Below are 12,357 nucleotides of genomic sequence, written 5' to 3'. Positions count from 1 at the left end.
GGAGCTCGGCCCGGGTCGCGGGGCGCTCGTAAGCTGAGCCGGTGCGAGGCGACGGACGGGCACGGCCGGAGTGGTCGGCCACGAAGGACACGCCGGGCGGCCCCCGGTGAGCCGCGCCGGGCGCGGCACGAGGGAGACGCACGCGGCCCTTCCGGCAGCGCTGCGGGAGGCGGTGGACGACTTCGCCGACCACCTGGCCCGGGTGCGCAACCGCTCGGCGCACACCGTCCGGGCGTACGTCGGCGACCTGGTCTCCCTGCTCGACCACGCCGCCCGGATGGGCTGCGTCGGGGTGGCCGACCTCGACCTCGGCGTGCTGCGGAGCTGGCTGGCGAAGCAGCGGACGACCGGGGCTGCCCGGACCACGATGGCCCGGCGGGCGGCCTCGGCGCGCACGTTCAGCGCGTGGGCCCACCGGGCCGGCCTGCTGCCCACCGACGTGGCCGCCCCGCTGGCGAGCCCTCGGGCCCACCGGGACCTGCCGACCGTGCTCCGCGTCGACCAGGCGAGGGCCCTGATCGAGGCCCCGGCCCCCCAGCCGACGACCCCGGCCCCCGCCACCGGCCCGACCCCCGACCCAGCCCAGGGCCCGGTCCAGGGAACAGCCCACGACCCAGCCCGGAGCCCAGCCCACGACCCAGCCTGGAGCCCGGTCCAGGGCCGGGCTCCGGCCACGACGGCGGAAGGGCCTGGTGACGAACGGCCCCCGGAGGGGCCGGGCCCTGCCACCGCCCCGCCGCCGGCTCCCGCCGACGGGGCGGAGGCGCGCGCCGTGGTGCTGCGGGACCGGTTACTGCTTGAGCTGCTCTACGCGACCGGGGTGCGGATCAGTGAGGCGTGCGGCCTGGACACCGCCGACGTGGACGACGCCCGCCGGGTCGTCCGGGTGCTCGGCAAGGGCTCCCGGGAGCGGTCCGTGCCGTACGGGGTGCCGGCGCAACGGGCGCTGGACGGGTGGCTTCGCGCCGGCCGGCCCGTCCTCGCCGGCCCGGGCTCCGGCGACGCCCTGCTGCTCGGGGCACGGGGCGGCCGACTTCACCCGACCACCGCCCGGCGGGTCGTCGCCGGGTACGCGGAGGCGGCCGGGCTGCCCCGGACCAGCCCGCACGGCCTGCGTCACTCGGCCGCCACCCACCTGCTGGAGGGCGGCGCGGACCTGCGGGCGGTGCAGGAGCTGTTGGGCCACTCGTCGCTGGCCAGCACGCAGATCTACACCCACGTCTCGGTGGAGCGGTTGCGGGCCGCGTACCGGCAGGCACACCCGCGCGCCTGAACGGCACAGCACCGCGTGCCTGAACTGCACAGCACCGCGCGCCTGAGCCGCACGACTGCCCACCCCGCATGCCTGAGCCGGCCCGGTCCCGCACCGATGTTCCCCCTCGGACCGACCGTCGCGCAGGTCCTTCGGGCGTGACCGGGAAAGCCGGGAGAGCCGGGAGAGCCGACGGGCCGCCGTCGCATGGTGGTTGCGGGCCACCGTCGATGGATGTCGGGCTACGATCATGGGATGAGCGCGCCGCAGCCGCCCGAACCCATCCCCGGCGCCCGGCTGCTCTTCTCCCTCGACCCGGCGGTGAGCCACCTCAACCACGGCTCGTTCGGCGCGGTGCCGATCGGCGTGCAACGCGCCCAGCAGCGGCTGCGCGACGAGATGGAGGCGAACCCGCTGCGCTTCTTCGGGCCGGGCCTGGTGGACCGGATCGCCCACACCCGCCGGCACCTGGCTGGCTTCCTCGGCGCCGACCCTGACGGCACCGCACTGGTCGGCAACGCCACCACCGGCGTCGCCGTGGTGCTCCAGTCGCTCGGCCTGCGCCCCGGCGACGAGGTGCTCACCACCGACCACGGCTACGGCGCGGTCCGCTTCTCCGTCGACCGCGAGTGCCGGCGCACCGGGGCCACCCACCGCACCCTGCACGTTCCGTTGGCCGCGACGGACGAGCAGGTCGTCCGGCTCGTCCGGGCGGGGCTGCGGCCCGGCCGGACGAAGCTGCTCGTCGTCGACCAGCTCACCTCGGCCACCGCCCGCCTCTTCCCGGCCGCGGCGATCGTCGGAGTCGCCCACGAGCAGGAGGTGCCGGTGCTCGTCGACGCCGCCCACGCCCCGGGCATGCTGCCGACCCCCGTCGGGAGCATCGGCGCGGACTTCTGGGTGGGCAACCTGCACAAGTGGGGGTACGCCCCGCGCGGCACCGCGGCGCTGGTGGTGGCCCCGTCGTGGCGGAACCGGATGGAGCCGCTGGTGGTCTCCTGGGAGCAAACGTCCGGCTTCCCGGGCAACGTCGAGTGGCAGGCGACCCTGGACTACACCCCGTGGCTGGCCGCGCCGGCCGGCGTCTGGACCCTGCGCAGCCTCGGCGTCGACCGGGTGCGCGCGCACAACGCCGCGCTGGCCGCGTACGGGCAGCGGGTGGTGGGGGACGCGCTGGGGGTGGCGCCGGCCGACCTGCCGGATCCGGGCGGACCGACGGTGGCGATGCGGATCGTTCCGCTGCCGGCCGGGCTGGCCACCACGATCGACGACGCCAGCGCCCTGCGGGGCCGGATCGCCGAGGAACTGTCCGCCGAGGTGGCGGTGATGTCCTGGAACGACCGTGGCTGGCTACGGCTGTGCGGCCAGGTCTACAACACGCCGGACGAGTACGAGCGGCTCGCCGCGCGGCTGCCGGCCCTGCTCGCCCGGCGCTGATCGGCGACCGCACCGACGTCGACCGCACCGACGCCAACCGCACCGGTGGGCCCCGGGGCGGCGGCTCGCCGGGGCGGCGGCCCCTGGCGACCGGTCGTGCGGCCGTACCGGGCTGAACCGTGCGGCCGGGCCGGTCAGGCACGCCGGTCAGATGGGCAGAAGGCGGAGGGGGCCGAGCCCCAGCAGGGCCAGCGGGTCCAGGTACTCCTCTGCCCGGCGCAGCCCCCAGTGCAGGCAGGCCGGCTCGGGACAGCCCGCGTGCCCGGGCCGCAACCAGCCCAACGGCGTTCCGGCGGTCACCCGGTCCCCGGCGCGGACGCCCGGCCGCACCGGCTCGTACGTGGTCCGCAGCCCCGCGTCGTGCCCGACCGTGACCACGGGACGACCCGCGACCGGGCCGGCGAACAGCACCACCCCCGGCCCGGCGGCCCGGACCACGGCCCCCGGCGCGGCCACCAGGTCGACGCCCCGGTGGCCGGGCAGCCACGGCTGCGGGGGCGGCGTGAAGCGGCGGGCCAGTCGCGGGGCGCCGTCGAGCGGCCACCGGAACCGCACGTCCGGCGCGGACGGCTGCGTCCGGGCCGCTGCGCCCGGCGCTCCCGCCGCCGGCCCGGACCCGGGCAGAACAGGGTCGGACAGAACCGGGCCGGACGGAACAGGGCCGGACGGGACGGGCCCGGACGGGAGAGGGCCGGACGGAACAGGGCCCGGCAGGACAGGGCCAGGCCCGACGGCGGACACGACCACCGCGCCGGCGGCACCGGATTGCGGCGGTACCCCGGGACCGGACCCGTGCCCGGCGGCGAGGACGACCGCGCCCAGCGCCGCTCCGGCCAGCAGCGCACTGCCCCACCCCGGGCCTCCGGCCCCGCTTTTCGTCCGCATGCCCGGCAGCGTGCCGGGTTCCCGGGACGCGCCGCCACCGCCGGCCGCCGGCCTGTGGACGGCCGCGCGGGCTGTGGACAGCCCCCGCCCGGACCGATGATCTGCTACGGCCCGGCCGGCCGGGGCCGGCCCTATGCTGACCCGGTGCGTCGCGGCCGGCACCCCGGCCCGCGACCCGCCCAGCGGTGCCGGCGCAGACCAGGGAGAGCGTGATGGCCACTGTGGACGACATCAGCCGGCCCTCCCGGGTCGCCGGGCCGGACGAGGCGATCAGTGCCGAGGAGCTCCAGCTCGCCGCCCGTAACCACGGTATCCCGCTGGAGGCGCTGCGCTACGACGTGACCCCGGCCGGGCTGCACTACCTGCTCATCCACTACGACATCCCGGACGTCGATCCGGCGACCCACGCGCTGACCGTCGACGGCGCGGTGGGCACCCCGTTCACCGTCGACCTGGCCGAGTTGCGCCGGCGTCCCCGGGTCACCCACCAGGTCACGCTGGAGTGCGCCGGCAACGGTCGGGCGCTGCTGCGCCCTCGGCCGGTGAGCCAGCCGTGGCTGGTCGAGGCGGTGGGCAACGCCGAGTGGGCCGGCACCCCGCTGGCGCCGCTGCTGCGCGAGGCGGGGCTCGCCCCGGACGCCGTGGACGTGGTGTTCACCGGCGCCGACCACGGGTTCGAGCGGGGGATCGAGCAGGACTACCGGCGCGCGCTACCGGTCGCCGACGCGCTGCGCGAGGAGGTGCTGCTGGCGTACGAGATGAACGGTGCTCTCCTGCTGCCGCAGCACGGCGCGCCGCTGCGGTTGATCGTGCCCGGCTGGTACGGGATGGCGCACGTGAAGTGGCTGCGCTCGATCACGGTGCTGACCGGCGAGTTCGACGGCTACCAGAACGCGGTGGCCTACCGGCTGCGCGCCGACGCCGACGACCCGGGCGTGCCGGTGACCCGGATCGAGCCCCGTGCCCTGGTCCGGCCGCCGGGCTTCCCGGACTTCATGTCCCGCGCCCGGGTGCTGCGGCCGGGGCGGTGCACGGTGGACGGTCGGGCCTGGTCCGGGCACGCGCCGGTGACCTCGGTGGAGGTGACCATTGACGGCGGCGTGACGTGGGCGCCGGCGGTGCTGGACGAGCCCACCGGCGGGGAGTGGGCGTGGCGTCGGTGGCGCTTCGAGTGGACGGCGGAGCCGGGGCGGCACGTGCTGGGCGCGCGGGCGACCGACGCCTCGGGGCGGAGCCAGCCGGTGGAGCAGCCGTGGAACCGGGGCGGCTTCGCCAACAACATGGTGCAGCGGGTCGAGGTCGTGGTGCCGGCGGAGTGAGCGTTGGACCCGGCGGGGACGGGCCGGGACGGGTCGGAGGTGGTCAGCCGCCGAAGCCGGAGTCGGCCGGCAGGGAGATGTCGGGCTTCTCCAGCTCCTCGACGTTGACGTCCTTGAAGGTCATCACCCGGACGTTCTTGACGAACCGGGCGGGACGGTACATGTCCCACACCCAGGCGTCGTGCATCTCGACCTCGAAGTAGACCTCGCCGTCGGAGTTGCGCACGTGCAGGTCCACCTGGTTGGCCAGGTAGAAGCGGCGCTCCGTCTCCACGACGTAGGAGAACTGGCGGACGATGTCGCGGTACTCCCGGTAGAGCTGGAGCTCCATCTCGGTCTCGTACTTCTCGAGATCTTCCGCGCTCATCGCACTCCGCCTTCCATGACCACATCTTCCCCCACCGGCGCGGGAGGTCGGGGCTGCTCGCCCAACGCCACGCCGACGGTACCCCCTGACGCGCCGAAGCGCGCCATCGGCTCGTTCGGACCCGCACCCACCGGTCGACGGGATCTGGGGGGCCGCCCGTCCAGGCCGGACACGGCGGCCACGTTCACGTACGAGAAACGGTGTTCCCGGCACGGTCCGTGCGCCCGCAGGGCCGCGGTGTGCTCCGCCGTGATGTAGCCCTTGTGCTCGGCGAAGCCGTAGTCGGGGAACGTTCCGTCCAGCTCGACCATGATCCGGTCCCGGGTGACCTTGGCCAGCACGCTCGCCGCCGCCACGCAGGCGGCCACCCGGTCGCCCTTCCAGACCGCCAGCCCCGGCACGTCCAGCCCGTCGACGCCGAAGCCGTCGGTCAGCACGTAGTCGGGGCGGGTGTCCAGCGACGCCAGCGCCCGGCGCATCGCGGCGAGGTTGCACACGTGCAGGCCCCGGGCGTCCACCTCGTCGGCCGGGATCACCACCACCGCGTACGCCAGGGCGCGGGTGACCACCTGCTCGTAGACCCGCTCCCGGCTGGCCGGGGTGAGCAGCTTGGAGTCGGCCAGCCCGTCGATCTCGCCCCGCCGTCCCTCGGGCAGCACCGCCGCCGCCGCGACCAGCGGGCCGGCGCAGGCGCCCCGGCCGGCCTCGTCGGCGCCCGCCACGTGCCGGAAGCCGCGGCGTTGCAGGGCGCGCTCCAACGCGTACAGCCCGGCCTCCCGGCGCACCACCGTGCGCGGCGGGGTCAGCACGACGTACCGCCGGCGGTGGGGACGCCCCCGGCGGACCCGGCGGACCCGGCGGGCGGGGGCGGCGCGTCGGGCCACACGGCCAGCACCCGGCCCAGCAGGGCCGGCAGGTCGGCCGGGTAGTACCGCTCGGTGGTGGCGGCCAGTTCGTCGGCCGGCCACCAGCGGTGCCCGAAGACGCTGGCCCGCTCGACCGCGTCGAAGCCGGCGGTGTCCACCTGCCAGGACGGCACCCGGACCAGGAAGAACTCCTGCTCCTGCTGGTACTGGCGGCCGTCGAACGGGAACCGGATCGTCTCCCGCCACACCGGCTCGCCCAGCTCGGCCGGGGCCAGCCGCAGGCCGGTCTCCTCGGCCAGCTCCCGGGCCGCGCCGGCGGCCGGGGACTCCCCCGGCTCCAGCCCGCCGCCGGGGGTGAACCAGTACCGGTGCTCGGGACGCGCCGGGTCTGAGCCGGCGAGGAGCAGCACCCGGCCGGCGGCGTCGACGAGCAGCACGCGCGCCGCGCGTCGATGGGTGTAGACCGTCACCGTTCCAGCCTGCCAGACCCGTCCCGGGTCGCCCACGCCCACCCGGGAGCCGGCGGGGACGGCGCGGCGGATCAGGGGTTGGGGACGCCGTCGAACGACTTCGGGACGGTGAGCCAGGTGGCGCGGCTGACCGGCCAGAACACGGTGAAGGCGCGGCCGACCACCTGGTCCTCGGGGATGGTGGCGCTCTGGATGTTCTGCCCGGACTGCTGCCAGTGCTCCAGCGAGTCGCCGGAGGCCGAGCGGTGGTCGCCCATCACCCACAGCCGCCCCTTCGGGACGGTGATGTCGAACTCCTGGTCGGCCGGCTTGTCCTGCTGGCCGTTCGCCGAGTAGATGTACGGCTCGTCGAGCGACCTGCCGTTGATCACCAACCGCTCCTGCGGGTCGCAGCAGACCACGTGGTCGCCGCCGACGCCGATCACCCGCTTGATGAAGTCCTCGCCGTCGGGGTTGCCGCTCCACTCGGTGGGCGCCTTGAAGACGACCACCTCGCCCCGGTGCGGTGACCGGAAGTCGTACACCAGCTTGTTGACCAGCACCCGATCGTTGATCTGGAGGGTGTTCTCCATGGACGGCGAGGGGATGTAGAAGGTCTGCAGCACGAAGGCCCGCACCAACACCGCGACCAGGATCGCCACGCCCAGGAGGATGGGCAGCTCCTTCCAGAAGGAGCCGCTCTTCTTGTCGGTCTGCTCGTCAATCACGGGTGGAGCCTACGTCGCCGGGACCACCCGGGCCGTCCGGAACGCGCGAGAACGGATGCCGCGGCCGAGACCGGGACGAGCAGCAGCACACCGCCCGATCCGGTGGGTCGCACCGGGGCCGGGGAGTCGCCGGCCGTCGTGACGGTCCTGCCGACCCCGGCGAAGGTCTCCGGCACCGGCAGCGACGCCCACCGGGAGGACGGCCAGACCACCATGAACGCCCGCCCGACGACGTTGTCGATCGGCACCGGGCCCTGGCAGCGGGCGTCCTGGGAGACCAGCCGGTGGTCGCCCATCACGAAGATCTGACCGGGTGGGACCACCACCTCGTCGAAGCGCCGCGACCGGCACTCCCGGGGGTTCGGCGGAAGGTCCAGCGGGGAGTCCTGGATCACGTACGGCTCGTCGAGCGGGATGTCGTTGACGGTGACCCGGCCCTGGTCATCGCAGCACCTCACCCGGTCGCCGGGCAGGCCGACGACCCGCTTGATGAAGTCCTTCTCGCCGGGGCGGCTGACCCCGACCAGGTCGCCGATCGTGCGGGCGAACCTCCCGGCGATGCCGGGCTCGGGCTCCTGAGTCTGCTGGGGGACCCACCTGTCGGTGCCCCGGAAGACCACCACCTCGCCGCGCCGCGGCTCCCGCACGTCGTAGACGACCTTGTTGACGAGCACCCGGTCGCCGATGAGCAGAGTGTCCTCCATCGACCCGGACGGGATGAAGAACGCCTGGAACAGGAAGGTGCGGATCAGCAACGCCAGGCAGAAGGCGACGATCAGCAGCAGGGGCAGTTCCTGCCAGAGCGGCATCTGCCGGCGGATGCGTCGGGAGCGCCGGTGCCACGGGTCGACGGAGCCGTCCTCGTCAAGCGTCCGCACCTGGCCACTCCCCGGTCCGCAGAAACGACACTACCGCCCGGGAGCCTCGTCGAGGCCCCGCGGGCGGTAGTGGGACGATCCGTGGTCGCGGCTGCCGCCGCGCCGCGTCGATGCCCGCCTGCGCCCGTGCGAACAGCGTAACCGGGGCTGGCCCGTACGACATCCGCGCAGCTCAGGCGGTGTGGCGAGCGAACGGTCAGCTCGGCTGCTTCTCGCGACGCTCCTTGATCTTGGCCTTCTTGCCCCGCAGCTCGCGCAGGTAGTAGAGCTTGGCGCGACGGACGGCACCACGGGTCACGATCTCGATCCGGTCGATCGCCGGGCTGTTCACCGGGTAGGTCCGCTCGACACCCACGCCGAAGCTGATCTTGCGGACGGAGAAGGTCTCGCGCAGGCCGTCACCCTGGCGGCGGATGACGACGCCCTGGAAGATCTGGACACGGGAACGGTTGCCCTCGACGACCCGCGCGTGCACCTTGACGGTGTCACCGGCGCGGAACTCGGGAATGTCGACCCGCTTCGACTGGGCGTCAAGGGCGTCCAGGATGTTCATCGCTGCGTCCTCGTGAGGCTCACGGCGCACCGTCACTCGGTGCGCGGATGGGTGATTCTGATCCCCGGGTGGCGACCGACGGGCGGCCCCGGTCGGGAATCCTCGCAACCGCCCACGGCGCAGGCGGATACGGCAACCTCCCTACTTTGCCACATCCCCCGGCGGCACCTGAAATCCGGCCCGGTCCAGGGCCGCTCTGTCCCGCTTGTCCAGGCTCGCCGGGTCGAGCGCGGCGAACATGTCGGGCCGGCGGGTCACGGTACGCACCAACGCCTCGTCGCGCCGCCAGCGGGCGATCCGTCCGTGGTCGCCGGAGCGGAGCACCTCCGGCACCTCGTGCCCCCGCCAGGCCGCCGGCTTGGTGTACATCGGCGCCTCCAGCAGCCCGTGGGCGTGCGACTCCTCGTCCAGCGAGCCGGCGTTGCCGAGCACCCCGGGCAGCAGCCGGGTGACCGCCTCCAGGATCACCAGCACCGCCACCTCGCCGCCGAAGAGCACGTAGTCGCCGAGCGACACCTCGGTCACCCGCATCCGGGTGGCGGCGTGGTCGAGCACCCGCTGGTCGATGCCCTCGTACCGGCCGCAGGCGAACAGCAGGTGCGACTCGGTGGCCAGCTCGTGCGCCATGGCCTGGGTGAACGGTTCCCCGGCCGGGGAGGGCACCAGCAGCCGGGGCCGGGCCAGCCCGTCGGGGGTCAGCCCGTCGGGGGTCAGCTCCGGCGGGGCGAGGGCGTCGAGCGCGTCCCCCCACGGCTCGGGCCGCATCACCATGCCGGGCCCGCCGCCGTAGGGGGTGTCGTCGACGGTGCGGTGCACGTCGTGGGTCCAGCTCCGCAGGTCGTGCACGGCCAGCCGCAGCGTCCCGTTCGCCCGGGCCTTGCCGATCAGCGACAGGTCGAGCGGGGCGAGGTACTCGGGGAAGATCGACACGACGTCGACGCGCATGCGCGGGTGCTCCAGCGGTCTAGAGGTCGAGCAGACCGGCCGGCGGGTCGACGACGACGCGTCCGCCGGCGAGATCCACCTGGGGGACGATCGCCTTGACGAACGGGATGAGCGCGGTCCGCCCCTCGGGGCGGCGCAGCACCAGCAGGTCCGAGGCGGGCGCGTGGTCGATGCGGGCCACCTCGCCGAGGTGCTCGCCGCCCGGGGTGACCACGGCGAGCCCGACGAGCTGGTGGTCGTGGAACTCCTCCGGGTCCTCCGGCGGGGCGACGTCGCCACTGTCCACCCCGAGCAGGGTGCCGCGCAGCGCCTCGGCGACGTCGCGTTCGAGAATGCCCTCGAAGGCGACCAGCATCCGCCCCTGGTGCCAGCGGGCGGACTCCACGGTCAGCTCGGCCGGGACCCGGAACTGCACGCCGGGACCGGGGGCGGGGTTGGCCGGCGGCGCCGCGCCCGGCTCGGCACTGAGTACCGAGCCGGGAGCGAAGCGTGCCTCGGGCTCGTCGGTGCGCACCTCCACGGTGACCTCACCGCGGATGCCGTGCGGCTTGCCGATCCTGCCGACGATGAGCAGCATCAGTACGAATCGACGATGTCGACGCGCACACCGCGCCCACCGATGGAGCCGATCACCTGGCGCAGCGCCTTGGCGGTCCGGCCGGACCGCCCGATCACCGTGCCGAGGTCCTCCGGGTGCACGCGGACTTCCAGCCGCTTGCCCCGACGGGAGTCGACCATCCGGACCCGGACGTCGTCCGGGTGGTCGACGATGCCCTTGACCAGGTGTTCGAGCGCCGGACGCAGTGCCATGTCAGGCCTGCTCGCCGGCGTTCGCGGCGGGCTGCTCCTCGGCCTTCGGCGCCTCGGCCGGGGCCTCGGCCTTGGCGGCCTTCCTGGCCGGCTTCGCCGGGGCGTCGGTCAGGCCGGCGGCGGCCTTCGCCTCGGCCTCGTACGCCGCCTTGCGGTCGGCGCGCTCGGCGGCGACCTTCAGCGGCGGCGGGGCCGGCAGGCCCTTGAACTTCTGCCAGTCACCGGTCAGCTCCAGCAGACGCTGCACGGCCTCGCTCGGCTGCGCGCCGACGGACAGCCAGTACTGGACCCGCTCCGACTTGACCTCGATCACCGAAGGGTCCTCCTTCGGCTGGTACACACCGACGAACTCGATCGCGCGACCGTCACGCTTGGTGCGCGCGTCGGCGACGACGATGCGGTACTGCGGGTTGCGGATCTTGCCCATCCGCAGGAGCCGGATCTTTACGGCCACAGTTGTTTCGCTCCTGTTGCGATCTCACCGGCCCAACACGGGCGGTGCACGGGTGAGCGCCGACCGGCACAGTGGGGTTGGGCCGGAGACTGCTCGGTGGACTGGCGACGCGCCCGGGTTAGAGGGCGCCGGACGCGCGCCGGATACCAGCGACCCATTCTGCCAGATCGGGCCCGGATCCCTCACACCGGCGGGCCAGGTCACCCGGCCGGCCGGCCCGATGGCGCCCTTCGCGCCCTTTGTCCGACTGTCCGGGCCCGTCGCGGCGACGGCTCACCGGACCGGCGGGCGATCCCAGCCGTCCGGCAGCTTCTCCGGCACCTCCCACCCGGGCGGCGGGGTGAAGTCGCACCAGGTCCCGTCGAACGGGAACTCGCCGGCCTCGGCCCGGGCGATCACCCGCAGCCCCTCGGCGCGCACCGCGGCCTCGTCGGCAACCCAGTAGTCGTCGGGGAGGGCCAGCCGCTCGGCGAACTCCTCCTCGTCCTTCCACTCCCAGCTGCGGTCCGGCCGGATCACCACGTCGAGGTCCTGGTCGACCATGTCCACCCCGGCCACGGCGCCGTCGTCCCAGCGGACTCCCGGCTCCTCCAGGTTGACGTACCAGTTGGTGAAGCGCCCGTCGGCGTCGGAGAACCACCAGACCGAGTGGGCCGCGCCGACGGGCAGGAACTTCAGCACCGACGGGCCGTTCCACGACCCGCGCGCCAGCCGGTACGACGACGTGACCCACTCGGCGAACGGCATCGCCCGCATCCCGAGGCCGGCCTCGGTGACCTCGTAGGCCACCGGCGAGTCCCGGGCGACGAAGATGAGCAGCCCGCGCTCGTCGTCGCTGACCACCCGCCCCGCCCGGACCCAACCGATCCGGCCGTGCCGCACGTTGCGATGCATGATCAACCGGCCGGGCGCGAACGTCATGGGCACCGACCCTACCGGGGCGCGCCCGGGGAGGGCGGGCGCCGATGTTCCGACACCCGATCGGCCGTTTCGGGCTGTCGATCCCCGTCGCTGAATCGCTACGGTGTGATGGACGCCGGGTCACCGAGGGAAGGACCGCCTGTGTCGGAGGACGTACGGGTCGAACTGCCCAGCGGCGAGACGGTCTGGGTCCGGGTCGCCGGCACCGCCGGCCCGGCCGACGTGGGCTGGCGGGAGGACCAGGTGTACCGCCTGGAGGGCCTGCTGGAGACGGTGCGGGGGGTGGCGGGCAGCGTCCGGGCCGGGCTGCACGAGGCCCGGCCCGACTCGGTCAGCGTGGAGTTCGGGGTCACCATGTCGGCGAAGACCGGCCGGGTGCTCAGCGTGCTCACCGAGGCCGGCGCCGAGGCCAACCTGAAGATCACCCTGGGTTGGCAGACCGGCCCGGCCGACGACCGCCCGGCGCCCACGGGCACGAACGGCTGAGGGGCCG

At 74.5% G+C, this 12,357-nt stretch carries 15 protein-coding genes and 1 pseudogene; 4 read left to right on the top strand and 12 right to left on the bottom strand.

The genetic code is table 11. The features are described 5' to 3' along the window. The first annotated feature begins 106 nt into the window (after positions 1-106). A complete protein-coding gene (locus tag C5N14_RS06290; RefSeq protein WP_117666363.1) occupies positions 107-1,273 on the top strand; it encodes a tyrosine recombinase XerC in 1,167 nt (388 codons plus the stop codon). Positions 1,274-1,507: 234 nt separating this feature from the next. Then, on the top strand, positions 1,508-2,689 hold the full coding sequence (locus C5N14_RS06285) for an aminotransferase class V-fold PLP-dependent enzyme (RefSeq protein WP_117666361.1): 1,182 nt from the start codon (positions 1,508-1,510) through the stop codon (positions 2,687-2,689). Between the two features lie 147 nt (positions 2,690-2,836). Here C5N14_RS06285 and C5N14_RS06280 read toward each other — a convergent pair whose 3' ends face one another. After that, complete coding sequence (locus C5N14_RS06280; RefSeq protein WP_371685809.1) at positions 2,837-3,526, bottom strand: murein hydrolase activator EnvC; 690 nt, start codon at positions 3,524-3,526, stop codon at positions 2,837-2,839. A gap of 260 nt (positions 3,527-3,786) precedes the next feature. Between C5N14_RS06280 and C5N14_RS06275 the strand changes: the two genes are divergently transcribed. Then, positions 3,787-4,893 carry a sulfite oxidase gene (locus C5N14_RS06275; RefSeq protein WP_117666357.1) on the top strand — a complete coding sequence of 369 codons (1,107 nt, stop codon included), beginning with the start codon at positions 3,787-3,789 and terminating at the stop codon, positions 4,891-4,893. Between the two features lie 43 nt (positions 4,894-4,936). Here C5N14_RS06275 and C5N14_RS06270 read toward each other — a convergent pair whose 3' ends face one another. The 11 genes and pseudogenes from C5N14_RS06270 to C5N14_RS06220 all read right to left on the bottom strand — a co-directional run bounded on the left by C5N14_RS06270 (position 4,937) and on the right by C5N14_RS06220 (position 11,864). Then, complete coding sequence (locus C5N14_RS06270; RefSeq protein WP_007075222.1) at positions 4,937-5,260, bottom strand: DUF2469 domain-containing protein; 324 nt, start codon at positions 5,258-5,260, stop codon at positions 4,937-4,939. Further along, positions 5,257-6,069, bottom strand: a complete 813-nt coding sequence (locus C5N14_RS06265) for a ribonuclease HII (RefSeq protein WP_117666937.1) — start codon at positions 6,067-6,069, stop codon at positions 5,257-5,259. Before C5N14_RS06265 ends, C5N14_RS06270 begins: the two co-directional genes overlap by 4 nt. Further along, positions 6,063-6,596, bottom strand: coding sequence for an NUDIX hydrolase (locus tag C5N14_RS06260; protein ID WP_117666939.1), 534 nt, complete (start codon positions 6,594-6,596; stop codon positions 6,063-6,065). Before C5N14_RS06260 ends, C5N14_RS06265 begins: the two co-directional genes overlap by 7 nt. 71 nt (positions 6,597-6,667) lie before the next feature. Beyond that, positions 6,668-7,303, bottom strand: coding sequence for a signal peptidase I (lepB, locus tag C5N14_RS06255; protein ID WP_117666355.1), 636 nt, complete (start codon positions 7,301-7,303; stop codon positions 6,668-6,670). 9 nt (positions 7,304-7,312) lie between these two features. Then, positions 7,313-8,181: pseudogene (gene lepB, locus C5N14_RS06250) on the bottom strand (signal peptidase I). A 196-nt stretch (positions 8,182-8,377) separates the two neighbouring features. Next, positions 8,378-8,734, bottom strand: a complete 357-nt coding sequence (rplS, locus tag C5N14_RS06245; protein ID WP_117666351.1) for a 50S ribosomal protein L19 — start codon at positions 8,732-8,734, stop codon at positions 8,378-8,380. Positions 8,735-8,875: 141 nt separating this feature from the next. Then, positions 8,876-9,679: a tRNA (guanosine(37)-N1)-methyltransferase TrmD gene (trmD, locus tag C5N14_RS06240; protein WP_117666349.1), complete on the bottom strand. Its 804-nt coding sequence runs from the start codon at positions 9,677-9,679 to the stop codon at positions 8,876-8,878. A 19-nt stretch (positions 9,680-9,698) separates the two neighbouring features. Further along, positions 9,699-10,253, bottom strand: a complete 555-nt coding sequence (gene rimM, locus C5N14_RS06235) for a ribosome maturation factor RimM (protein WP_207892637.1) — start codon at positions 10,251-10,253, stop codon at positions 9,699-9,701. Positions 10,254-10,255: 2 nt separating this feature from the next. After that, positions 10,256-10,489, bottom strand: coding sequence for an RNA-binding protein (locus tag C5N14_RS06230; RefSeq protein WP_013732101.1), 234 nt, complete (start codon positions 10,487-10,489; stop codon positions 10,256-10,258). 1 nt (position 10,490) lies between these two features. Continuing rightward, positions 10,491-10,943 carry a 30S ribosomal protein S16 gene (gene rpsP / locus C5N14_RS06225; protein WP_117666346.1) on the bottom strand — a complete coding sequence of 151 codons (453 nt, stop codon included), beginning with the start codon at positions 10,941-10,943 and terminating at the stop codon, positions 10,491-10,493. Positions 10,944-11,216: 273 nt separating this feature from the next. Then, complete coding sequence (locus C5N14_RS06220) at positions 11,217-11,864, bottom strand: DUF402 domain-containing protein (RefSeq protein WP_117666344.1); 648 nt, start codon at positions 11,862-11,864, stop codon at positions 11,217-11,219. Between the two features lie 141 nt (positions 11,865-12,005). Between C5N14_RS06220 and C5N14_RS06215 the strand changes: the two genes are divergently transcribed. Beyond that, positions 12,006-12,350, top strand: coding sequence for a CU044_2847 family protein (locus C5N14_RS06215; protein ID WP_117666342.1), 345 nt, complete (start codon positions 12,006-12,008; stop codon positions 12,348-12,350). Positions 12,351-12,357: the final 7 nt, after the last annotated feature.

The sequence above is a fragment of the Micromonospora sp. MW-13 genome (assembly GCF_003434305.1).
In the GTDB taxonomy this organism is placed as follows: domain Bacteria; phylum Actinomycetota; class Actinomycetes; order Mycobacteriales; family Micromonosporaceae; genus Micromonospora.
This window is presented reverse-complemented; position numbering and strand designations above follow the sequence as displayed.